Below are 22,257 nucleotides of genomic sequence, written 5' to 3'. Positions count from 1 at the left end.
GGAATCATGCAGAAAATACCGGTTTCCGTGGTGGTCATGACGAAGAACGAAGAGCGCAACATCGCCAAATGCCTGAAGGCGCTGGTGGATTTTGACGAAGTCTTCGTGGTGGATTCCAACAGCACCGACGCCACCTGCGCGATGGCGACGGCGCTGGGCGCCCGCGTCTCCAACTTCCAATGGAACGGCAAGTACCCCAAGAAAAAGCAGTGGTGCCTGGAGCAACTGCCCTTCTCGCATCCCGTCGTGCTGTACGTGGACGCCGACGAGGAAATGACCCCCGCCCTTGCCGAGGAAATCCGCGAGGTGCTGCCTCGCTTTGCGGCGGGCGCGGGCGGCGCCTTCGTGCCGTTCGATTACGTGTTCTGCGGCAAGAAGCTGGAACACGGCCACCGCGTCTACAAGCTGGCGCTCTTGGCGCGCAAGCAATCGCGCTTCCTGGATTACGACGATCTGGACGTGGCGCATATGTGGGAAGTGGAAGGCCACTACCAGCCGCAGGTCAAGGGCGAAACCTTTGCCCTGCGCCAGCGCATGGTGCACAACGACCACGATTCGCTGTTCCACTATTTCGACAAGCACAACCGCTATTCGGATTGGGAAGCCAACCTGCGCACCAAGGGTCTGATGAACGATCCGCGCGAAGCCAACGTGGGCGCGCGCGCGCTGCTCAAGCGCATCTTCCAGGCCATGCCCTTCAAGGCGCCGATCTCTTTCCTGCATTCCTACGTGTTCCGGCTGGGCTTCCTGGACGGCAAGGCGGGCTATGACTACGCGGTGGCCCGCGCCATGTATTACTGGCAGATCCGCATCAAGACCGAAGAACTGCAAAAGGCGCGGCTGGCGCGCGCCGGCGAGGCGGATGCCGAGGCCGACGCCGTGACCGGAGCCGCCAAATGAGCACATTGCAGCAACTGGATCGCTTTGCGCTGGCGCCCGGCCAACGTGGCCGCTCCGCGCTGACGGTGCAACTGTGGTGGACGGTGCAGAGCACCTTGTTTCGGTGGTCGCCGCAAGTGGCGTATGGCTTTCGGCGCTGGTTGCTGCGCTGCTTTGGCGCGCAGGTGGGCAAGAAGGTGTTGATTCGGCCTAGCGCCACGGTGACCTATCCGTGGAAGGTGCAGATTGGGGACTATGCCTGGATCGGCGATGACGCCGTCCTCTACAGCCTGGGTCCCATCCAGATCGGCGCGCACGCCGTCGTGTCGCAGCGCAGTTATTTGTGCGCGGCCGACCATGACGCCGGCCAGCCGGACTTTCCCCTGCGCGAACGCGCGGTTCGCGTCGAGGACGGCGCCTGGGTGGCGACCGATGTCTTCGTCGGCCCCGGCGTCACCATCGGCCGCGAAGCCGTGGTGGGCGCGCGCAGTTCGGTCTTTCGCAACATGCCGCCCGCGATGGTCTGCCACGGCAACCCCTGCCGCCCGGTGCGCCCACGCATGGCGACAAAACCATGAAGATCCTGATCTACGGGATCAACTACGCACCCGAACTGACCGGCATCGGCAAGTACAGCGCCGAACTGGCCGAATGGCTGGCCGCGCACGGCCACGAGGTCAGCGTGGTGACGGCCCCACCCTACTATCCGCAGTGGCAGGTACACGACGGCTATCGCGCGGGACGCTACCAGAAGGAAGTGCGGCGCGGCGTGACCGTGCGCCGCGCACCGCTGTGGGTGCCCTCGCGTCCCGGTGGGCTGAAACGCCTGATCCACCTGGCCAGCTTCGCGCTGTCCAGCCTGCCCTCGCTGCTGCGCGCGGCGGCGGGGCGGCCGGACTTGATCCTGGTGGTAGAGCCCGCGTTGTTCTGCGCACCGGCCGCCTGGATCACGGCGCGCCTGTGCGGCGCGCGCGCGTGGCTGCACATCCAGGATTACGAAGTGGACGCCGCGTTTGAACTAGGCCTGCTCAAGGGAGCCGGCCTGCGCGCGGTGGTGAAGCGAGCCGAGCGCTGGTTGATGCGCCGCTTCGATCGGGTGTCGACGATTTCCCAGCGCATGCTGGACCTGGCGCTGGCCAAGGGCGTGGAGCCCGACCGCGCGGTGCTGCTGCCCAACTGGATCGACGTCAACGCCATCACACCGCGCGCGGAGGGTGGTGACTATCGCGCCGAGCTGGGCATTCCGGAAAACGCCATCGTGGCGCTGTATTCCGGAAACATGGGCGGCAAGCAAGGCTTGCAGACGCTGGCGGATGTGGCGCGCCGGTTAAGCCGCGAGAGCCGGCTGTGGTTTGTGTTCTGCGGGCAAGGTCCGGAACGCGAACCCTTGGAAGCGGCGTGCCAGGGATTGGCGCGCGTGGTGTTTCTGGATTTGCAGCCGGCCGATCGGCTGGGCGCGTTGTTGAACACCGCGGATATTCATTTGCTGCCGCAACGCGCCGGCGCGGCCGACCTGGTGATGCCGTCGAAGCTGACGGGAATGCTGGCCAGCGGACGGCCCGTGGTGTGCGGCGCGGCGCGGGGGACCGAGCTGGCGAGCGTGGTGGCGCGCTGCGGGTTAGTGACGCCGCCCGAGGATGCCGAGGCGATGGCCGAAGCAGTGCGCAAGCTGAGCTACAACGCAGCGATCCGCGAGACGCTGGGGGCTGCGGCAAGGTTGTATGCGCTGAATAATCTGGATGTGGACGCGGTGCTGGCGGCGGCGGAACGGGAGTTTGGAAAGGTGGTGGGGGGCAAGGAAGCGGCCGCGGTGGGGAGGTAGCGGGTATTTGAGTTTTGCGGGAGAAAGGACGGGGATTTCTTGCGGGAGAAAGGACGGGATTTCTTGCGGGAGAAAGGAAGGGATTTCTTTAGGAAAGAAAGGACGGGGATTTTTCTGCCGTCCTTTTTTTATTCCGGCGCTGCTTGATGGGTTTCGCGCGATTGGCGGTTTCGTTCTTTTTGCGGCTTTGCCGCGCTTCACCCATCCTACGGGCGCTGCACCGTGGCATGTAGGATGGGTGAAGCGCGGCATGATCTCGGCAAGAACACACCGCCGATCGCGCGCAACCCATCTTGCAACGGTTGATATGCGGCGAGGCTGCGGAAAAATTGGGCGCTGCTTGATGGGTTGCGCGCGATTGGCGGTTTCGTTCTTTTTGCGGCTTTGCCGCGCTTCACCCATCCTACATTTGAGGCGCGCGCTTCACCCATCCTACATTTGAGGTGCGCTTCACCCATCCTACCGTTCGTGTGGGCGTTAGCTGGGCGGGTCTTTCTTGGCGGGGGGGAGGACGGCGCCGCTTCTTACCAGGCCCATTTGTACGGCGATGTAGGCGGCTTCGGCCTGGTTGCGGGCGTTGAGTTTCCAGTACAGCGTGCGCGCGTGGCTCTTGACCGTGGCGACCGATATGCCGACGTGTTGGCCGATTTCGCGCATGGTTTTTCCTTGTACCAGCAGTTGCAGGATTTCCTCTTGCCGTTGCGTCAGTTCGCGCAGTTCATGCAGCGGCGCTTGCGACACGCCTTGCGGCCGGCCCGCGGGCTGCGGATAGCATTCGCCACCCGCCACCACCAGGCTGACGGCCGCGGCCAGCGCGTCGGGGCTGGAGGCCTTGGGCAGATAGCCCGCCACGCCCGCCCGCGCGCACGTGCCCATTACCGCAGGGTCCAGTACGGAATACAGCACCAGCACCAGGCGCGGCATGAAGAACGCCATGGACTGCGAGATAAGCCCAAGGTCCTGTTCGGCAACGCCGCTGCAACCGATCACCAGCAATTCCACTGGGCGGTTGATCGAACTGGACATATTGAGCAGATGCGCTGGCGAAATGGCCAGGATGTCGTCGGCGTTGCGCACGCGTTCCAGGACATGCTGGATGGCGACGCGAAGCAGCGCGTAGTCTTCTATTAGTACGGTTGTCATCCCGGAGAGAACCTTGTGACACAGGGCCCATGCACGGTTCCCATGACGTCGGCGCATCACGCTGCGACAAGCAGGTTATGTGCGGCGCCAGCCCCAAGGGAATCTTGCCCGCGCTATTGGACCGGCGTCGCGAGGCCTTGTGATTCGCGCTCTCGATCCATGCTTGCGGACACAACCCATGCTATCAGCGGGCACGTTCGCTGGATCTCGTTCAGGAGGATGATTGGTGGAGGAAAACCGCACCCGGGCGGGCGCGGATACTGCGGTGTATGACTTAGGCGTGATGGTGGGGCGCACCCGGCAGCAACGGAACAGACTCGTTCCTGGCCGCCGGGCAGGCGGCGCGCCTGTCATTACCCAAGCTTGCGCCCATAGATCTGCCCGGTGTCCGACTCCCTGCCGTTGTTCGGTTCATGCCATTCCAAGGTCGCACCGCGTTGCAGCGCCGCGTACACGGCTTCGCCCTTGTTCTTGACATGCAAACGTTGGTAGAGCGTGCATGCGTGCGTCTTTGCAGTGGCAACCGAAATGTTGAGCATCCGGCTGACGGTCTTGATCGGATAGCCCCTGGCCAACAACACCAGCACTTCGTATTGACGCGGCGTGATCTGAAGCAATTGCGCCCCGGCGCTGACCGGCATCGTGGCCTTGGCGGATGCATCGTCGCCATCGCGGGTCGGCAACGCGCAGACGGCGGAGGCCGGGGCCTGCATTGCCTGCTCGCTGGGAAAGCACTGTCCGCCCGCCATGACCAGGCGAATCGCGGCTTCGAGGATTTCGACCGAAGCCGTCTTCATCAAGCAGCCATACACGCTGGCGCCGGGCAAGCCCTGCACCGGCATCGGCAAGGGCATCACATCCGTCAACAGCAGAATCCGCTTCGGCGTGAGCACGCGCTGAATTTCGTGCAGCGCGCTCCATGCCTCGTCGGTTTCCACCGGCAACCCATAGATCAAGAGATCGGCGCCCGCGTGCGCGCCGTCGGCCTTGGACAAATCCGCCAAGCCCATACCCTCGATTTCCCAAACATCATCCAACTTGCTGAGTATCTGCCACAACCCCAACCGCAGTAGCGGATGGGCTTCAATCAGGACCATCTTGGCCATGGTGTCCTCCCGGTTTTTCGACGGGCCTAGAAGGGATCTTCGCTGTGCTGAAGACTATTTTTTTTCCAACCCTACGGGGGTGGTCCGCAATATCCCGGAATATCTAATGAAGCTGGACCGGGGCACTTGGGCTGGGCAACTTTGGTAGCCAACATAACGGATGGCATGGACCCATCTTATGGTTCGAAACCTTCAAAATCAAGACGTTTCAGGGCGATATAATCCGATAAAAACAGAAATCATTCGTTAGCCTTAATCACTCTCGTAAATACGGATGAGGAAGCCTCCTCCGCCTTTCTACCGCTAGGGTTTTCACCAGCGCCGCTATGCCAGGCGCGGCTTTCTCCCTATGACGAGCTCCGCCAAGAGGCTTGATTCGTCATGATGTGCGCCGGATCGCGGGCGAAAAAAAGCCGCGGCGAGGCAGACGCTCTCCACGGCACGAAACCCAAGATTTGCACGGAAAGACTCTCAATATGTTTCCGCGGACACACCGCGCCCGGGCGCGGATCGACCACTCGCAATATAGGTAACATTTTTATTTTCGTGCCGGATGCAACATTTACTCCATATAGGCGAAGTCAAATACCGTATGCCCCCCCTGATGGTGCCAATGGTGCATTGAAGCATGGCGCTTGCTTAAAAAGTTGGCGTAGTGGATTTCACCGTCAGTTTCGACGTAGGTCGACGGCGTCAGCTCTTCAATGCGGTTCAAGGACACGCCCTTGCCGTAGTGGCAAAAGCCCTGGTACTGGGCGCAGCGGATCACCTCTCCGCTAGGCGAGACAACGATTCCGGCGTTTCTGGCCCGCATGGGGTTGCGCACGATGGGGTTGCAGGCGTGGGGCGTCCACTCGGTCGAGCGCGGCGAATCCGAGAAAAACGCGAAAAGCTCGTCACAATGGCTTTGGCCGTCCGTACGGTCAATATTGGTTAATAACCACCAATATTCGCCGTATTTAAAAATAATGGTATCCACGGCCGATATATTGGTCATTAACGTGACATCAAGCTCCCATTTCAGCGGGAATTCAGTGCATTTCCACAATTCAATACTGCGATTTCCGCACGTTTCCGGCACCATGTACGTGACGCCATCGTGCTCAAAAATATACGGAAAAGATAAATGGTACGGCAGGTTCAATGCGGTGCCCAACAGCCGGAAAGCCCCGTCGGAGTAGGTCGCAACCGAAATCGTACCCTTGCGGGAAGTAAAATCGTAATCTTCAAAAAATATATACGGTTTTTTATCGTGGGTATATACAAACGGATCTGCGAAGAACCTACCTTTGGGAGGTTGCAGCACCATCGCCTCCGATACTACCGCCTGCTGCCTTGACGACGGAAACATACCGATCCGCCATCGAATATTGCGCTTCATGATGCGCCGCACAATCAAATCACTGATTAACCAAGCCTGGCGGGCGATATAGGCAGCGCTGTCCCACTCGACCGGATCCGCGCGCCGCGGCCCGCTCATGATCTGCATTTCGGGGGCCGGCTCGCTCTGCCGCGCCCGGGCCAGCGCCTGCAAGGCGTCGTAGACCATGAAATTGCCCAGGCTGAACGCGCGCGCCTGATTTTTCAGCCAGAACACTTCGGTATTGAAACTGCGCTGGTCCAGCAGTTCGTCCTGCTCGGGCGCGGGACCCACCCGCCAAAGTTTTACGGTGGTGTGATCCTGGCGCTGGAACACTTCCCAGAATCCCGCGTAGCGGCTGGTCGACACGGCAATGTCGGAATAACTCAGTTGCCACACGCCCAACCGCGCCCAGCCCCTCATCTGCGTGCGCGTGGCGCGCGACGCGCCCAGCGTGATGACCAGGTCCAGCCCCAGCGCCGTCACCGCATCCTGCGTGCCCTGCCCCTTATCGCCGACTTCAATCGGCAGCACGGGCACCGAAGCAGACGGCATGCGCTGGCGCATATCACCGCACGACAGCATCTGGCGCTGCTTGGCGGGCAGCATGCGGGACTCGAAACGCGACAGCGTGCCGAACAAGGCACGGGTGGCCAGGCGAGGCGGCTTCTCGGCGCCCGGGCCGTCCATCACCAACAAGGCGGAGATATCGAAGTCTTGGCTGTGGATGAGCCAGTCCACCATCTCATGCATCCAGCCGGGTTGCTCATACCCGTCAACCAACAGTCCCACTCGGTAGGTTTTCATTTGTCCCGCTCCTGTGTCAGGGCGTCTTGGGCACCCGCACCGGCCGGGCGCGCGGGGTCGCCGCCGGCAGCGCCGATGCAACGCAATTAAGTCCTCGCGCTGATACTGCGGGGTTTTTCCCAAGCCTTCCAGACCACATACAACCTAGGTCGCGCGCCCGAGGACGAAGGGCTCAGCCTCGTGCCACCGGGCTAGCGGAAGCTCGTCCGACGGCGCGCGCCTTCATCCTTCCGGTCTAGCTGATCCGGTGCAACGGCACCGTCTACTAGTACGCCGTTCATGGACTCTCCGCACTTTAGGGGTAAACCCTATTGGGGATAGCCGTGCTCGCTTCTCCACCTTGGCTACCGCATAATCGCTTTTAAACAAACGTTTGAATTCAACTTTATGCAAGAAATCAGAACTCCCAACACCCGCGATTCCATCCTGGACACGGCCGAGGCGCTCTTTGCGCAGCAGGGCCACGACGGCACGTCGATGCGCCAGATCACGGGTGCGGCCGGCGTCAATCTGGCGTCGGTGAACTATCACTTCGGGTCAAAAGAGTCACTCGTTCAGGCGGTGCTCAAGCGGCGCCTGGAAGTGCTGAATCGCGAGCGCATGCGGCTGCTGGATGAGCTTGAGGCGCAGTCCGAAGGCAAGCCCTTGAAGCCCTCGCAAATCGTGGATGCCTTCTTCGGCACGCTGCTGCGCCTGGCCGCCGATCCGGCCCAGGCCGGCAGCACCTTCCTGCCGCTGCTGGAACGCACCATGACGCACCCGTCCGACTTCATTCGCGCGCTGTTCGCCGAGGAATACGCCGACGTGCTCGAGCGCTACCGCAACGCGCTGTTCGCCGCCCTGCCCGACGTACCCAAGGCCGAAATCGTGTGGCGCTTCCAGTTCATGCTGGGCGCCACGTCCTACGCCATCATCGGCACCGATCTGCTGCGCTCCGTCACGGGCTGGCAGATCGATGAATCCGAACAACCCGACAACCCCGACATGCTGCTGCCCCGGCTGATGAGCTTTCTGCTGGGCGGCCTGCGCGCGCCCTTGCCGCCCGTGGCCGGCACCTAGCGGCCACGGCAGGCGCAAGACCGGCACCAGACCAGACACAGCGCAAGACAGACCTTACGGAGACAAAAGAAATGAACGCAGTGATCCTCACGCTTCTCGTTATCGCGGCCCTTGCCGCCATCGTGCTGACCGTGCGGCCGCTGCGCCGGGCGCTGCTGTCCGCGCCCATCTTCAACCTGTACCGCAAGGTGCTGCCGCAGATGTCCGACACCGAGCGCGACGCGCTGGAGGCCGGCACGGTGTGGTGGGAAGGCGAGCTGTTTCGCGGCCGCCCCGAATGGAGCCGCCTGCTGGCCTACCCGCGCCCGCGCCTGACCGACGAAGAACAGCACTTTCTGGATAACCAGGCCGAAACCGCCTGCCGCATGGTCAATGACTGGAGCGTCACGCAGGAACGCCACGACCTGCCGCCCGAGGTCTGGACCTATCTGAAGACCCAGGGCTTTCTGGGCATGATCATCCCCAAGGAATATGGCGGCCTGGCGTTCTCGGCCTACGCGCATTCCGAAATCGTGACCAAGCTGTCGACGCGCTCGTCCGCGCTGGCGGTGTCGGTCATGGTGCCCAACTCGCTGGGCCCCGCCGAGCTGCTGCTGCACTACGGCACCGATGAACAAAAGAACCACTATCTGCCGCGCCTGGCGCGCGGCGAAGACGTGCCGGCCTTTGCGCTGACCAGCCCGTGGGCGGGTTCGGATGCCGCCGCCATCCCCGACAGCGGCATTGTCTGCAAGGGCGAATGGCAGGGCCGCGAAGTGATCGGCATGCGCGTCACCTGGGACAAGCGCTACATCACGCTGGCCCCGGTCTGCACGCTGCTGGGCCTGGCGTTCCGCCTGTATGACCCCGACGGCCTGCTGGGCGGCAAGAAGGACCTGGGCATCACTTGCGCGCTGGTGCCGCACGACCATCCCGGCGTGGACACCGGCCGCCGCCACTTCCCGCTGAACGCCATGTTCATGAACGGCCCCACGCGCGGCACGGACGTCTTCATGCCGCTGGACTTCATCATCGGCGGCCCCGCCATGGCCGGCCAGGGCTGGCGCATGCTGATGGAATGCCTGGCCGCGGGCCGTTCGATTTCGCTGCCCTCTTCCAACACCGGCATGTCCAAGCTGACGGCGCGCGCCGTGGGCGGGTATGCGCGCGTGCGCAGCCAGTTCCGCATGCCCGTCGGCAAGTTCGAAGGCGTGGAAGAAGCGTTGGCCCGCATCGGCGGCCACACCTACATGATGGACGCCGCGCGCAGCATGACGGCGGGCGCGGTGGACCTGGGTGAAAAGCCATCGGTCGTGTCGGCCATCGTCAAATACCATGTGACCGAACGCGCGCGCCAGGTCGTCAACGACGGCATGGACGTGATTGGCGGCAAGGGCATCTGCCTGGGCCCCAACAACTTCCTGGGCCGGGCGTACCAGCAGATTCCCATCGGCATCACCGTCGAAGGCGCCAACATCCTGACGCGCAGCCTGATCATCTTCGGGCAGGGCGCCATCCGTTGCCATCCCTATGTACTGGCTGAAATGCAGGCCGCGCAATCGTCGGACGCCAGGCAAGGCCTGACCGACTTCGATGCCGCCTTCTGGGGCCACGTGGGCTTTGTGGCCAAGAACAAGCTGCGCACCCTGGGCACCGCCTTGACTGGCGCGCGCTGGGTCAAGGTGAACGCCGACGTGGCACCCGACATGAAGCGCTATTACCAGTTACTCAGCCGCTATTCGGCCGCCTTCGCGCTGCTGGCCGATACGTCGATGCTGGTACTGGGCGGCAGCCTGAAGCGCCGCGAACGCTTGTCGGCGCGCCTGGGCGACGTGCTCTCGCAGATGTACCTGATCAGCGCCACGCTCAAGCGCTTCGAGGACGAAGGCCGCCAGGCCGCCGATGCGCCGCTTGCGCATTGGTCGATCCAGGACGCGCTGTTCAAGTTGCAGGAAGCATTCGACGGCGTGCTGGACAACTTCCCCAACCGCTTTGTGGCCTGGAGCATGGCGCGGCTTATCTTCCCCTGGGGCCGCACGCAGACGCAGCCCTCGGACATCCTGGGCCAGGACGTGGCGCGGCTGTTGATCAACCCGGGCGCCACGCGCGACCGCCTGACCTCGGGCTGCCACCTGCCCGCCACCGCCGACGAGCCCGTGGGCGCGATCGAACAAGCGCTGGCCGCCACGCTGGAAGCCGAGCCCATCGACGCCAAGATCCGCGAACTGGAAAAGCGCGGCACGCTGGAAGGCAACCCGCAAGCCAACGTGCGCGACATTGCCGATGCCGCCTACGCGGCAGGCGGCATCACGGCGGAAGAATATGCCGTGGTGAAACGCCGCAACAGCTTGCGCGATACCGTGGTGAAAGTGGATGATTTCCCCTTTGATCTTGGCGCGTCGCAGGCCGCCCGGCCCGACGCCGAACGCAAGGTCGCTTGACGGAGGGCCCCGATGGCATTCAAACCGGTTTATGTCGTGGATGGCGCCCGCACGCCCTTCCTCAAAGCCCGCACCGGGCCGGGCCCATTTTCGGCGGGCGATCTGGCGGTGCAGGCCGGACGTGCCTTGTTGCTGCGCCAGCCCTATGCGCCCACCGATCTGGACGAAGTCATCGTAGGCTGCGCCGCGCCCTCGCCCGATGAAGTCAACATCGGCCGCGTGATTGCACTGCGCCTGGGCTGCGGCAACCAGGTGCCCGGTTGGACGGTCATGCGCAATTGCGCGTCCGGCATGCAGGCGCTGGATTCCGGCATTGCCAACATCCAGTCCGGCCGCTCGCAATTGGTGCTGGCCGGCGGCACCGATGCGCTGTCGCGCGCGCCGCTGTTGTTCTCGGACGAGATGGTGCGCTGGTTGTCGGGCTGGTACGCGGCACGCGGCGTGGGCGCCAAACTGGCGGCGTTGCGCGGCTTCAAACTGAAAAACCTGGCGCCGGTCATCGGCCTGCTCAAGGGCCTGACGGACCCGGTGGTGGGCCTGTCGATGGGCCAGACCGCCGAGAACGTCGCCACCCGTTTCGGCATCGACCGCGCCGCCATGGACGCTTACGCGGCGGGCAGCCACCAGCGCGTGCTGGCTGCGCGCGCGGCGGGCGCGCTGGGTGAAATCACACCGCTGATCGATAACCAGGGCAAGCTGTACCCCGACGATGACGGCGTGCGCGAAGACTCCACGCCCGACAAGCTGGCCAAGCTCAGACCCGTGTTCGACAAGCCCTGGGGCAACATCACGGCGGGCAACAGCTCGCAGGTGACCGACGGCGCGGCCATGCTGGTGCTGGCTTCCGAAGACGCCGTCGCCAAATGGAACCTGCGCCCCATCGGCCGCATCGTCGACAGCCAGTGGGCCGGCCTGGACCCCGCGCAAATGGGCTTGGGTCCCGTGCATGCCGCCACCCCCATCCTGCAACGCCACGGTCTTGGCTTGAACGACCTGGACTTGTGGGAAATCAACGAAGCCTTCGCGGCGCAGGTGCTGGGCTGCCTGGCGGCCTGGCGCGACGAAGCCTATTGCCAGGAGCATTTCGGGACACCGGCATGGGGCTCGCTGGACCCCGCCAAGCTCAACGTCGATGGCGGCGCCATCGCCATCGGGCACCCGGTGGGCGCGTCCGGCGCGCGCATTGTGCTGCACCTGCTTGACGCGCTCAAGCGCCGCGGCGCCAAGCGCGGCATGGCGGCCATCTGCATCGGCGGCGGCCAAGGCGGCGCCATGCTGGTTGAAACCCTGGACGAGGACCGCCCATGACGACCATCGACTCGCTTTCGCACTGGCGCCTGGAGCGCGACACCGACGGCCTGGCATGGCTGACGTTCGACCGCGCCGGCAGCGCCGTGAACGCGCTGTCGGCCGACACCATGGCCGAGCTGGCCGTGGTGCTGGACGCGCTGGACGCCGCCCCGCCCAAGGGGCTGATCATCCAGTCCGGCAAGGCCACGGGCTTTATCGTGGGCGCCGACGTCAACGAATTCGCCAACCTGGACACCCCGGAACAAGCGCGCGGGCTGGTGGCCCGTGGCTGGAACCTGTTCAACCGCCTGGCCGCCGTGCGCTATCCCACGCTGGCCTTGATTCAGGGCCATTGCCTGGGCGGCGGCCTGGAATTGGCGCTGGCTTGCCGCTACCGGCTGGTGGCCGACCAGCCCGGCACATCGCTGGCGCTGCCGGAAGTCATGCTGGGCATCTTTCCCGGCTGGGGCGGCATGCTGCGCCTGCCGCAAGTCATTGGCGCGCCCGCCGCGCTGGACATGATGCTGACCGGCCGGGGCGCGGATGCCCGGCGCGCCGCCGCGCTCGGCCTGGCCGACGCGCGCGTGCCCACGCGCTTGCTGCACGCCGCCGCCCGCCAGACCGTGCTGTCGAAAAAGCCGCCGCGCCGCGCGCGCGGGCTGGGCGGCCTGGCCAACCGCTGGCCGTTCAAGGCCATCGTCGCCAATCGCGCGCGCAAGCAGATCGCCGAGAAAGATCCGCTGGGGCACTACCCCGCCGCGCCCGCCATCGTCACGCTCTGGGAAAAACATGGCGGCAACGCCTTGCAGGCTCCTGAGCTGATCGACGGCATCATTTCGTCGGACACGGCGCGCAATCTGCTGCGCGTGTTCCGCTTGCAGGAACGGCTGAAGGCCAACGGCAAGCAGCCTGGCGTCGCGCCCGCGCGCCATCTGCATGTGGTGGGCGCGGGCACGATGGGCGGCGACATCGCTGCGTGGTGCGCGCTCAAGGGCATGACGGTGACCTTGCAAGACCAGGACATGGCGCGCATCGCCCCCGCCATCAAGCGCGCCGCCGCGCTGTATGCGCGCCGCTTGAAAGATCCCCGTCTGGCGCGCGCCGCGCTGGACCGCCTGATTCCCGACCCCGCGGGCGGTGGCGTGCCGCGCGCCGACATCATCATCGAAGCCATCAGCGAACAAGCCGACGCCAAGCGTGCACTGTATGCGTCGCTGGAACCTCACATGAAGGCCGACGCGCTGCTGGCCACCAACACGTCCAGCCTGTCACTGGAAACCTTGCGCGCCGGGCTGGCGCGGCCCGAACGGCTGGTGGGCATCCACTTTTTCAACCCGGTGGCCAAGATGCCGCTGGTGGAAGTGGTGCATGCCGACGGCGACGGGGGTGACATGGGCAGCAACGCGGCGGGCAACGCGGGGGCCAACACGACTAGCAACATGAGCAACGCCACCGCGCGCGCCTGCGCCTTCGTGGGTCAGATCGACAAGCTGGCGCTTCCCGTCAAGAGCGCGCCGGGATTCCTCGTGAACGCCGTGCTGGCGCCCTATATGCTGCAAGCCATGCGCAGCGTGGACGACGGCCTGGCGCCAGAAACCGTCGACGCCGCCATGGTGGCGTTCGGCATGCCGATGGGCCCGCTGGAGCTGGCCGACACGGTGGGCCTGGACATCGCGCGCGCGGCGGGGGAAGCCCTGGCGGATGGCGCCGAGCCGCCCCGCTGCCTGGCCGACCGGCTGGCACGCGGCGACCTCGGCAAGAAAACCGGCAAGGGCTTCTACACCTGGCGCGACGGCAAGCCGGTTAAAGCGGAAAAGGACAAAGCGGGCAAGGCCAACGCCGCCCCCGCCTCTTCCGTACCCGACGGCCTGGCGCAGCGCCTGATCCAGCCCCTGGTGGACGCCACCCGGCAGCGCGTGGAAGACGGCGTGGTCGCCGATGCCGACCTGGCCGATGCCGGCGTGATTTTTGGAACGGGGTTCGCGCCTTTCACGGGCGGACCCTTGCATTACCGGGGCAGCAATGCCTAGCACCGCAGCAGAACGGCTCACGCCGATTAGACCGGCCCGACAAACAGACCGGCAGTGCCATAGAGACATACATCCAACTCGAGGAGGCAGTACCATGCGCAGACGTTCATTGTCCCTGAGCACCTTGTCGGCCATCGTGGTCGGCTTGGGCGCGTCCGCAACGTCCTACGCCGCCGGCTTTCAGCTCTTAGAGCAGAACGCCAGCGGCCTGGGCAACGCCTACGCAGGCTCGGCGGCAAATCCGGAAAACGCCAGCATCATCTACTACAACCCGGCCGGCATGACGTATCTGCCGGGCGTGAACTTTTCGGGCGGGGTCAATCTGATCAAGCCGTCGTTCAAATTCAAGGACAACGGCGACAGCCGCAATCCCAGCGTTCCCGGCATTCCGGGCTCGGGCCTGAACGGTTCGGTGCCCACCGGCGGCAACGGTGGCGACGCAGGCAACCTGGGCGTGGTACCCAACCTGTATGCCTCCTGGCAATTGAATGAGCAGTGGTACATCGGCCTGGGCGTCGGCGCCCCCTTCGGCCTCATGACCGAATACGACGACGACTGGGTAGGCCAGTACCACTCCAACAAGTTCGAGATCAAGACCATCAACGTGAACCCGTCGATTGCCTACAAGGTGAACGACAAGTTCTCGATGGGCTTCGGCGTGAACTGGCAACACATCGACGCCAACTACAAGAAAAAAACGGTGGTGCCGATTGCCGGCCTGCCGGTCGCCACCAATGGCGATGCCGACCTGAACCTGAAGGGCGATGCCTGGGGCTGGAACGTCGGCTTCATGCTGCAACCCACGGAAGACACCCGCATCGGCCTGTCGTACCGTTCAAAGATCAAGCACACCGCCAAGGGCGATACCGACATCAGCAACATCGGCCCGGCACGGCAATCGGTGTCGTTCGATGCCAAGGCCTCGGTAGACCTGCCCGATACGCTGATCCTCAGCGCCGCGCACCAGTTGAACGAACGCTGGGAACTGCTGGGCGACGTATCGTGGACGGGTTGGAGCAGCATTCCCGAGCTGAAAATCCGCAACTCCGGCCCCGGCGCGCGCGACGATGAACTGCCCCTGAACTTCCGCGACACCTGGCGCATCGCCGTGGGCGCGAACTACAAGTTCGCCCCGGCCTGGAAGTGGAAGTTCGGCTTGGCCTATGACCAGTCGCCGGTCCACAACGAGGCCGACCGCCCGACGTCCCTGCCCGACAACAACCGTTACTGGTTCTCGACCGGCGTGCAGTGGGAAGCCACCAAGAGCACCACGCTGGACCTGGGTTACACCTATCTGTACCTGCGCGACACGGACATCGACACCACGTCCGGCAGTGCGGCGACCAAGGGCCGCGTGGCGGGCACCTATAACAGCAACGCCCACATCGTGGGCCTGCAACTGACGTCCCGCTTCTAGGCGCCAAGATCAGGCCCCGCATTCAGGCTTGCACGGGCGGGCGGCCGCGCCGCCCCCCGTTTTTTGAAGGAGATTCCCCTTGAGCAAGTTCGTCGTCAAACACGTTGCCGTCCTGGGCGCCGGCGTCATGGGCGCGCAAATTGCCGCCCACCTGGCCAATGCCGGCGTGCCCGTCACGCTGTTCGACCTGGCCGCGTCCGAAGGCGACCGCAACGGCATCGTCAACAAGGCCCTGGCCGGCCTGAAAAAGCTGGAACCCGCCCCGCTGGCCGGCGCGGCCCGCATCGCCCTGATCACCCCCGCGAACTACGACGACCACCTGGACGCGCTGCGTGGCTGCGACCTGGTCATCGAAGCCATCGCCGAACGCATGGACTGGAAGACGGCGCTGTACGAGCGCATTGCCTCGCATGTGTCGCCCGACGCCATCGTTGCATCCAACACGTCCGGCCTGTCGATCGACGCGCTGGCCAACTCCCTGCCCGCAAGCCTGCGTGAGCGCTTCTGCGGCATCCACTTCTTCAATCCGCCGCGCTACATGCGCCTGGTGGAAATCATTGCCACGTCGCATACGCAGCCGGCCGTGCTGGACCAGTTGGAAACCTGGCTTACGTCCACGCTGGGCAAGGGCGTGATCCGCGCGCTGGACACGCCCAACTTCGTGGCCAACCGCATCGGCGTGTTCTCCATCCTGGCCGCCATGCACCACACCGCGCGCCTGGGGTTGGGCTTTGACGAAGTCGACGCGCTGACCGGTCCGAAGATCGGCCGCCCCAAGAGCGCCACCTATCGCACGGCCGACGTGGTCGGCCTGGACACCTTGGCCCACGTGGTGGGCACCATGGAAAAGAACCTGCCCGACGACCCCTGGCACCGCTACTTCGCGCTGCCTGCATGGTTGTCGGCCCTGATCCAGAAAGGCGCGCTGGGCCAGAAGACCGGCGCGGGCGTCTACCGCAAGCAAGGCCGCGACATCCTGGTGCTGGACCTGAAGGCGCAAGACTACGTGCCCAGCGCCGGCAAGCTGGCCGATGAGGTTGCCGCCCTCTTGAAGGAACGCAACCCCGCCAAGCGCTTTGCCGCGCTGCGCGCCAGCGAGCACCCGCAGGCGCAGTTCCTGTGGAGCCTGTTCCGCGACATCTTCCACTACAGCGCCGTGCAGCTTGAGCACGTGGCCGACAACGCGCGCGACCTGGACCTGGCCATGCGCTGGGGCTTTGGCTGGGCGCAAGGCCCGTTTGAAACCTGGCAGGCCGCAGGCTGGCAGGACATTGCCGCCGCCGTGGCTGAAGACATCGCCGCCGGCCGCGCCATGAGCAACGCGCCCCTGCCCGCCTGGGTGCAGGAATCTGACCGCCAGGGAGTGCATGCGCCCGAAGGCTCGTATTCCGCGCGCACCGGCACCTTGCATCCGCGTTCTTCATTGCCGGTGTATCGCCGCCAGTTGTTCCCCGAGCGTGTCTTCGGTGAAGGCCCGGATGATCGTGGCGTCACCGTGTGGGAAAACGAAGGCGTGCGCTTGTGGAACCTGCCGGACTTGGATGCGGGCATCGCCATCCTGTCCGTCACATCGAAGAACCACACGCTGGGCGGCGAAGTATTGGAAGGCGTGCTGCAAGCCGTGGCGCGTGCCGAACGTGATTTCGACGGCCTGGTCATCTGGCACGAACCGCCCTTTGCCGTGGGGGCCAACTTGCAGCAGGTGGTGCAGGCGTGCGCCGAGGGCCAGTTCGACATGCTGGAAGCCATGGTCGAAAAATTCCAGCGCGCGTCCCAGTCGTTCAAGTACGCGCAGATTCCCACCGTGGCCGCCGTGCAGGGCATGGCGCTGGGCGGGGGCTGCGAATTCCTGATGCACGCGTCGCACCGCGTGCTGGCATTGGAAAGCTATATCGGCCTGGTGGAAGCGGGCGTCGGACTGATTCCCGCAGGCGGTGGCAGCAAGGAATTCGCCGGCCGCGCGGCTGCCTTGGCGGCCAAGACCGCGACGCCGGGCGAGGTTTTCCCCTACCTGCAACCCGTCTTCCAGACCATCGCCATGGCGCAGGTGGCCAAGAGCGCGCTGGAAGCGATCGACGCGGGCTTCGCGCGCGAACACGACATCGTGCTGTTCCACCCAGACGAGCTGCTGTTTGTTGCCATCGGCCAGGCCCGCGCCGCCGCCGAGGCCGGCTACACACCGCCGCCGCGACTGTCGAACATTCCCGTGGCGGGCCGCAACGGCATCGCCAACTTCGAGATGGTGTTGGTCAACATGCGCGAAGGCGGCATGATCAGCGCGCACGATTACCGCGTGGCGCGCAGCGCCGCCGTGGCCCTGTGCGGTGGCGAAGTCGAAACCGGCACGAAGGTGGACGAAGAATGGCTGTTGGCGGTTGAGCGCCGCGAATTCGTCGCGCTCTTGCGCACGCCTGAAACCCAGGCCCGCATTCGCCACACGCTGGAAACCGGCAAGCCGTTGCGCAACTGAGGAAAGCATCATGACCAAGCAGATACAAGACGCCTACATCGTCGCCGCCACGCGCCTGCCGGTGGGCAAGCGCAACGGCGCCTACATCACCACGCGCCCCGACGACATGCTGGCCGCCGCGCTGAACGGCGCGCTGGCGCAGGTGCCGGCGCTGGACACCGCGCGCATCGAAGACGTGATTGCCGGCTGCGCCATGCCGGAAGCCGAACAAGGCATGAACGTGGCGCGCATCGGCCTGCTGCTGGCGGGCCTGCCGCAAAGCGTGGCGGGCGTGACCGTCAACCGCTTCTGCACATCGGGCTTGCAGGCGGTGGCGGACGCCGCCGCGCGCATCCGCCTGGGCGAGGCCGACATCATGATCGGCGCGGGCACCGAATCCATGAGCGCGATGCCGCAGATCATGGGCAACAAGGTGTCGATGAACCCCGAGATCTTCGCCCACGACGAGAACATCGGCATGGCCTTCGGCATGGGGCTGACCGGTGAAAAGGTCGCTGAACGCTGGAAGGTCTCGCGCGAGGATCAGGACGCCTTCGCGCTGGCCTCGCACCAGAAGGCCTGCGCCGCGATCGCGGCCGGTCATTTCCGCGCTGAAACCACGCCGTATGAAGTGGTGTCGCATCTGCCTGACGGCGCCAGCGGCGCGGTGCGCGTGGTGCGCCGCCTGGTGGAAGTGGACGAAGGCCCGCGCCCGGACAGCAGCGCCGAAGCCTTGGCGCGGCTGCGTCCCGTGTTCTCGACGCGCGGCAGCGTCACGGCCGGCAATAGTTCGCAGATGTCCGACGGCGCGGCCGCCGTGGTGCTGGTGTCCGACCGCATCCTGCGCGAATTCAACCTGAGCCCGCTGGCGCGCTTCGTCAGCTTCGCGGTGGCCGGCGTGCCGCCCGAGGTGATGGGCATCGGCCCTGTGGCGGCGATCCCCAAGGTGCTGGAGCGCGCCGGCATCACGCAAGACGCGCTGGACTGGATCGAACTGAACGAAGCCTTCGCAGCCCAATCACTGGCGGTGATTCGTGAACTGAAACTGGACCCCACCAAGGTCAACCCGCTGGGCGGCGCCATTGCGTTGGGCCACCCGCTGGGCGCTACCGGCGCGATTCGCACGGCCACCATCACGCACGGCCTGCGCCGCACGGGCGGCAAGTACGGGCTGGTCACCATGTGCATCGGCACCGGCATGGGCGCGGCCGGGCTGTTCGAGGCGATGTAAGGCCTGGCGCAACCCAGCAAAACCACCGTGCGACATAACCCGGCATGCCCAGCATGAAGCCCTATTGGTTCAAGAACCTGTCGCCGGAATGGCGCGCGCGCCTGATGCGGGTGGGCTTCAACCTGCATCCGGCGTTTCGCGCCACCGGCGGCCGCGTGATGCATGTGTCGCCGGACTTCCAGCACATCCGCATCAAGCTGCCGCTGTTGCGGCGCACGCGCAATATCGTGGGCTCGATGTACGGCGGGTCGCTGTTCGCGGTGACGGACGGCGCCCACCCCACCATGCTGATGTCGGCGCTGGGCCCGGACCACATCGTGTGGGACAAGGCGGCATCGATTCGCTTTCGCAAGCCGGCCTACACGACCCTGTATGCCGACTTCCGGCTGCCACCCGGGGAAATCGCGGAGATACGCGGCGTACTCGCGCGCGACCACGAAACCACCCGCACGTACACGGTGGAATTGAAGGACAAGGACGGCGTGGTGTATGCCGTGGTGGAACGCACGATCTATATCGCGGACAAGAAGTTCTACAAGCAAAAGAACACAGGAGGAGACTCATGCAAAGCATCTCTGGAGGGCGATACCCCGCCCTGAGCCTGATCCTTGCCGCCAGCCTGGCGGCTGCTGCGCCCACGTTCGCCGCCGACATGGAAGTCGCCGGCCAGCGCGTGCCGGAACACATGACCGAAGGCGGCCGCGCGCTGGTGCTCAACGGCGCGGGCCTGCGCACCCGATTCGTCGTGAAGGTCTACGTGGCCGCGCTGTACGTCACCACGAAAAGCCGGGACGCCACGGCGGTGATCAACAGCACCGAACCGCGCCGCATCCGTTTGCAACTGCTGCGCGACGTGGACAGCGAAAGCCTGGACGAGGCGCTGCAAGACGGCCTGCGCGACAACACGCCGCCTGCGGAACTAGCCACGCTGAAAGCGTCGGCGGACCGCCTGAAAAGCCTGGTGGCCGATCTGGGCATTGCCCGCGAGGGCGATGTGGTCGACGTGGACTTCGACGCCCAAGGCGTGGCCGTGACCCACAATGGCAAGCACCGGGGCCGCGTCGACAACCCCGATTTCGCGCGCGCCTTGCTCCGCGTCTGGCTGGGCGACAAGCCCGCGCAGACTTCCCTGAAGAATGCCCTGCTGGGCAACTAGGCGGAACCGCACACGATGGAACGAATCTGGCACAAGAGCTATCCCGCAGGCGTTCCCGCGGAGATCGAGGTGGACGGCGTCACCACGCTGGTCTCGGTCGTGCGGGACAGTTGCCGCCGCTACGCGGACAAACCCGCGTACCTGAGCATGGGCAAGTCCATCAGCTACGCCGAACTGGACGGGCTGACGCGCGACTTCGCCGCCTGGCTGCACGCGAATGGCCTGGGCAAAGGCGACCGCATCGCGCTGATGATGCCCAACCTGCTGCAATACCCCGTCTGCCTGTTCGGCGCCTTGCGCGCCGGCTGTATCGTGGTCAACTGCAATCCGCTTTACACGGCGCACGAGCTTGAACACCAGTTGGCGGACTCGGGCGCGCGCGCCATCGTGGTGGCGGACAACTTCGCGGCCACGGTGCAGAAGGCGCTGCCTGGGAGCACGGTCGAACACGTGTTGGTAACGTCCATTGGCGAGATGCTGGGCCCGCTTAAAGGCCGGCTGGTGGACTTCGTGATCCGTCGCGTCAAGCGCATGGTGCCGGCGTGGTCGCTGCCCGGCCACGTGCGCCTGGGCGATGCGCTGCGCGCGGGCCGCCAGGCGCCATTCACCGAAGTTCCGCTGAGCCAGCGCGACCTGGCCTGCCTGCAATACACGGGCGGCACCACCGGCGTGGCCAAGGCCGCGATGCTGTCGCACGGCAATCTGGTGGCGAACCTGAACCAGGCGCACGCCTGGATCAAGCCGCTGGTCAAGGATGGCGAAGAGTGCATCGTCACGGCCTTGCCGCTGTATCACATCTTTGCGCTGACGGCGAACTGCCTGACGTTCATGAAGATCGGCGCCAGCAACCTGCTGATCATCAATCCGCGCGATATTCCCGGGCTGATCAAGGAGATGAGCAAGGTGCCGTTTTCGGCGTTCACCGGCGTCAACACGTTGTTCAACGCGCTGCTGAATCATCCCGACTTCGCCAAGCTGGATTTCTCACGCCTGCGTCTGACGATGGGCGGGGGCATGGCGGTGCAGCGCGCCGTGGCCGACCGCTGGCGCGCGGTCACGGGCAAGTCGCTGGCGCAGGCCTACGGCCTGACCGAGACCTCGCCCGCCGTCACCGTCAACCCGCTGGACGTCAAGGCGTTCACGGGGTCGATCGGCCTGCCGGTGCCGTCCACCGACATCTCCATCCGCAATGATGAAGGCGTGGAACTGGGCGTGGGCGAAACGGGAGAGATCTGCGTGCGCGGTCCGCAGGTTACCCAGGGCTACTGGAACCGTCCCGACGAAACCGCCTTGGTGATGTACGCGGATGGCTACCTGCGCACGGGCGACATCGGTTACGTGGATCAGGATGGCTACGTGTTCCTGATCGACCGCAAGAAAGACATGATCCTGGTGTCCGGCTTCAACGTGTACCCCAACGAGGTCGAGGACGCCGCAGCGCTGCATCCCGGCGTGCGCGAAGTGGCCGCGGTCGGCGTGCCGGACGAACGCTCGGGCGAAGTGGTCAAGCTGTATGTGATCCGCAAGGATCCCACGCTGGATGCCGAAACGCTGATCGCGCATTGCCGCACGCAACTGACGGGCTACAAGGTGCCGCGCCAGGTAGAGTTCCGCGATGACTTGCCGCGCACCAACGTAGGCAAGATCCTGCGCCGGGAATTGAAACCCGAGGCCGCCCCGCAGTCGGAAAAGCAAAGCGTGGGTCAAAGTTGAACAACCCAACGGCTTTTGCACCAGCCGTAGCAGTAGGATGGGTGGAGCGCGGCAAGACAACAAAAAGAACGAAACCGCCGATCGCGCGAAACCCATCAAGCAGCGCCCCATTCTTCCGCAGACTTGCCACATAGCTACCGCTGCAAGATGGGTTCCGCGCGATCAGCGCCAGGCGTTCTGGGCACGACCTTCCCGCGCTGCACCCATCCTACGGGCGCCACCCGTCGCAGGTAGGATGGGTGGAGCGCGGCAAAGCAACAAAAAGAACGAACCGCCGATCGCGCGAAACCCATCAAGCAGCACCCCAATTCTTCCGCAGCCTTCCCACATAGCAACCATTTCAAGACGGGTTCCGCGCGATCGGCGTTGTGGGTT

Annotated in this window: 16 protein-coding genes; 13 read left to right on the top strand and 3 right to left on the bottom strand. The window is 64.9% G+C overall.

What is annotated here, in order from left to right:
• The first annotated feature begins 6 nt into the window (after positions 1 to 6).
• Genes M2361_RS02020 through M2361_RS02010 form a run of 3 tightly spaced genes read left to right on the top strand, consistent with a single transcriptional unit; the run spans position 7 to position 2,701 of the window.
• Complete coding sequence (locus M2361_RS02020) at positions 7 to 900, top strand: glycosyltransferase family 2 protein (protein WP_100856598.1); 894 nt, start codon at positions 7 to 9, stop codon at positions 898 to 900.
• Positions 897 to 1,457, top strand: a complete 561-nt coding sequence (locus M2361_RS02015) for a putative colanic acid biosynthesis acetyltransferase (protein WP_100856599.1) — start codon at positions 897 to 899, stop codon at positions 1,455 to 1,457. Before M2361_RS02020 ends, M2361_RS02015 begins: the two co-directional genes overlap by 4 nt.
• On the top strand, positions 1,454 to 2,701 hold the full coding sequence (locus M2361_RS02010) for a glycosyltransferase WbuB (RefSeq protein ID WP_259245979.1): 1,248 nt from the start codon (positions 1,454 to 1,456) through the stop codon (positions 2,699 to 2,701). The genes M2361_RS02015 and M2361_RS02010 overlap by 4 nt, the downstream gene beginning before the upstream one ends.
• A gap of 477 nt (positions 2,702 to 3,178) precedes the next feature.
• Here M2361_RS02010 and M2361_RS02005 read toward each other — a convergent pair whose 3' ends face one another.
• The 3 genes from M2361_RS02005 to M2361_RS01995 all read right to left on the bottom strand — a co-directional run bounded on the left by M2361_RS02005 (position 3,179) and on the right by M2361_RS01995 (position 7,117).
• Complete coding sequence (locus tag M2361_RS02005; RefSeq protein ID WP_259245978.1) at positions 3,179 to 3,844, bottom strand: response regulator transcription factor; 666 nt, start codon at positions 3,842 to 3,844, stop codon at positions 3,179 to 3,181.
• A gap of 353 nt (positions 3,845 to 4,197) precedes the next feature.
• On the bottom strand, positions 4,198 to 4,950 hold the full coding sequence (locus M2361_RS02000; protein ID WP_259245977.1) for a response regulator transcription factor: 753 nt from the start codon (positions 4,948 to 4,950) through the stop codon (positions 4,198 to 4,200).
• Between the two features lie 562 nt (positions 4,951 to 5,512).
• Positions 5,513 to 7,117 carry a hypothetical protein gene (locus tag M2361_RS01995; RefSeq protein ID WP_259245976.1) on the bottom strand — a complete coding sequence of 535 codons (1,605 nt, stop codon included), beginning with the start codon at positions 7,115 to 7,117 and terminating at the stop codon, positions 5,513 to 5,515.
• 387 nt (positions 7,118 to 7,504) lie between these two features.
• Between M2361_RS01995 and M2361_RS01990 the strand changes: the two genes are divergently transcribed.
• The 10 genes from M2361_RS01990 (at position 7,505) to M2361_RS01945 (ending at position 21,882) form a co-directional block, all read left to right on the top strand.
• Positions 7,505 to 8,176, top strand: coding sequence for a TetR/AcrR family transcriptional regulator (locus M2361_RS01990; protein WP_259245975.1), 672 nt, complete (start codon positions 7,505 to 7,507; stop codon positions 8,174 to 8,176).
• Positions 8,177 to 8,247: 71 nt separating this feature from the next.
• Positions 8,248 to 10,596 (top strand): acyl-CoA dehydrogenase, encoded by a 2,349-nt coding sequence (locus tag M2361_RS01985; RefSeq protein ID WP_259245974.1) that lies wholly within the window; start codon positions 8,248 to 8,250, stop codon positions 10,594 to 10,596.
• 12 nt (positions 10,597 to 10,608) lie between these two features.
• The gene (locus M2361_RS01980) at positions 10,609 to 11,904 is read left to right on the top strand and encodes an acetyl-CoA C-acetyltransferase (RefSeq protein WP_100856606.1); all 1,296 of its coding nucleotides are present in this window, start codon (positions 10,609 to 10,611) and stop codon (positions 11,902 to 11,904) included.
• Complete coding sequence (locus M2361_RS01975; RefSeq protein WP_259245973.1) at positions 11,901 to 13,916, top strand: 3-hydroxyacyl-CoA dehydrogenase NAD-binding domain-containing protein; 2,016 nt, start codon at positions 11,901 to 11,903, stop codon at positions 13,914 to 13,916. The genes M2361_RS01980 and M2361_RS01975 overlap by 4 nt, the downstream gene beginning before the upstream one ends.
• 94 nt (positions 13,917 to 14,010) lie before the next feature.
• Positions 14,011 to 15,333, top strand: coding sequence for an OmpP1/FadL family transporter (locus M2361_RS01970; RefSeq protein WP_259245972.1), 1,323 nt, complete (start codon positions 14,011 to 14,013; stop codon positions 15,331 to 15,333).
• Between the two features lie 79 nt (positions 15,334 to 15,412).
• The gene (locus tag M2361_RS01965) at positions 15,413 to 17,803 is read left to right on the top strand and encodes a 3-hydroxyacyl-CoA dehydrogenase/enoyl-CoA hydratase family protein (protein ID WP_259245971.1); all 2,391 of its coding nucleotides are present in this window, start codon (positions 15,413 to 15,415) and stop codon (positions 17,801 to 17,803) included.
• Between the two features lie 10 nt (positions 17,804 to 17,813).
• Entirely contained in the window at positions 17,814 to 19,013 is a 1,200-nt protein-coding gene (locus M2361_RS01960) for an acetyl-CoA C-acyltransferase (protein ID WP_259245970.1), read from the top strand.
• Positions 19,014 to 19,066: 53 nt separating this feature from the next.
• A complete protein-coding gene (locus tag M2361_RS01955) occupies positions 19,067 to 19,612 on the top strand; it encodes a DUF4442 domain-containing protein (RefSeq protein ID WP_259245969.1) in 546 nt (181 codons plus the stop codon).
• Entirely contained in the window at positions 19,576 to 20,169 is a 594-nt protein-coding gene (locus M2361_RS01950; protein ID WP_259245968.1) for a chalcone isomerase family protein, read from the top strand. The genes M2361_RS01955 and M2361_RS01950 overlap by 37 nt, the downstream gene beginning before the upstream one ends.
• 15 nt (positions 20,170 to 20,184) lie before the next feature.
• The gene (locus tag M2361_RS01945) at positions 20,185 to 21,882 is read left to right on the top strand and encodes an AMP-binding protein (protein ID WP_259245967.1); all 1,698 of its coding nucleotides are present in this window, start codon (positions 20,185 to 20,187) and stop codon (positions 21,880 to 21,882) included.
• The last annotated feature ends 375 nt before the right edge of the window (positions 21,883 to 22,257 follow it).

It is taken from the genome of Achromobacter sp. JUb104 (assembly GCF_024806975.1).
GTDB lineage: Bacteria > Pseudomonadota > Gammaproteobacteria > Burkholderiales > Burkholderiaceae_B > Achromobacter > Achromobacter spanius.
This window is presented reverse-complemented; position numbering and strand designations above follow the sequence as displayed.

Bases quoted from the DNA above. Each gene is read 5' to 3' on its own strand.
- M2361_RS02000 (WP_259245977.1), bottom strand. From the start codon at position 4,950: ATGGCCAAGATGGTCCTGATTGAAGCCCATCCGCTACTGCGGTTGGGG.
- M2361_RS01990 (WP_259245975.1), top strand. From the start codon at position 7,505: ATGCAAGAAATCAGAACTCCCAACACCCGCGATTCCATCCTGGACACG.
- M2361_RS02005 (WP_259245978.1), bottom strand. From the start codon at position 3,844: ATGACAACCGTACTAATAGAAGACTACGCGCTGCTTCGCGTCGCCATC.
- M2361_RS01960 (WP_259245970.1), top strand. From the start codon at position 17,814: ATGACCAAGCAGATACAAGACGCCTACATCGTCGCCGCCACGCGCCTG.
- M2361_RS01980 (WP_100856606.1), top strand. From the start codon at position 10,609: ATGGCATTCAAACCGGTTTATGTCGTGGATGGCGCCCGCACGCCCTTC.
- M2361_RS01955 (WP_259245969.1), top strand. From the start codon at position 19,067: ATGAAGCCCTATTGGTTCAAGAACCTGTCGCCGGAATGGCGCGCGCGC.
- M2361_RS02020 (WP_100856598.1), top strand. From the start codon at position 7: ATGCAGAAAATACCGGTTTCCGTGGTGGTCATGACGAAGAACGAAGAG.
- M2361_RS01985 (WP_259245974.1), top strand. From the start codon at position 8,248: ATGAACGCAGTGATCCTCACGCTTCTCGTTATCGCGGCCCTTGCCGCC.
- M2361_RS01950 (WP_259245968.1), top strand. From the start codon at position 19,576: ATGCAAAGCATCTCTGGAGGGCGATACCCCGCCCTGAGCCTGATCCTT.
- M2361_RS02010 (WP_259245979.1), top strand. From the start codon at position 1,454: ATGAAGATCCTGATCTACGGGATCAACTACGCACCCGAACTGACCGGC.
- M2361_RS01945 (WP_259245967.1), top strand. From the start codon at position 20,185: ATGGAACGAATCTGGCACAAGAGCTATCCCGCAGGCGTTCCCGCGGAG.
- M2361_RS01995 (WP_259245976.1), bottom strand. From the start codon at position 7,117: ATGAAAACCTACCGAGTGGGACTGTTGGTTGACGGGTATGAGCAACCC.
- M2361_RS02015 (WP_100856599.1), top strand. From the start codon at position 897: ATGAGCACATTGCAGCAACTGGATCGCTTTGCGCTGGCGCCCGGCCAA.
- M2361_RS01970 (WP_259245972.1), top strand. From the start codon at position 14,011: ATGCGCAGACGTTCATTGTCCCTGAGCACCTTGTCGGCCATCGTGGTC.
- M2361_RS01975 (WP_259245973.1), top strand. From the start codon at position 11,901: ATGACGACCATCGACTCGCTTTCGCACTGGCGCCTGGAGCGCGACACC.